The organism is Treponema endosymbiont of Eucomonympha sp., from assembly GCF_001028545.1.
In genome coordinates this window covers 1-437 of the sequence record NZ_BBPW01000679.1, presented here as the reverse complement: position 1 = coordinate 437, position 437 = coordinate 1, and the positions used below count along the sequence as shown (strand labels likewise).

The window sequence follows — 437 nt, the reverse complement described above, 5'->3', positions numbered from 1 at the left end:
TCCCGTCATAAAACACGTCGAACGCTTTCGCCGCGCCCGCGAGTTTCGCACCGCCCTTCACAAACACGGTGTGCGCGCCCTTGCTGGCGATAACGCGGGCGGTTTCTTTCATCGCCTCCAGCGTGGTCGCTTCGGGCAGACCCGAAAGCTGCGATGCCTCGAACAGGTTCGGCGTAACGACTTCCGCGAGCGGCAGCAACTTTGCCGCGACCGCCTGATTCAGCTCCGGGTTGAGCGCTTCACCCGCGCCTTTGCACACCATGACCGGGTCGAGCACATAGTTTTTAACCCGATACGACGCAATGAATTCGCGCGTCAGTTCCACCGCATACGGCGCGCCGAGCATACCCGATTTCGCCGCCGCCACCCCTACCCCGCGGCACACCGTTTCCACTTTCGCCCGCAGGCCCCCCCCTCGGACCGCAACCCAGCCCGGC

The 437-nt window shown here is 64.3% G+C and carries 1 protein-coding gene; it reads right to left on the bottom strand.

What is annotated here, in order from left to right; genetic code table 11:
- A partial coding sequence (locus AWU74_RS08590) for a bifunctional hydroxymethylpyrimidine kinase/phosphomethylpyrimidine kinase (protein ID WP_238580287.1) occupies nucleotides 1-385 on the bottom strand: 385 nt, incomplete at its 3' end.
- Nucleotides 386-437 lie beyond the last annotated feature (52 nt).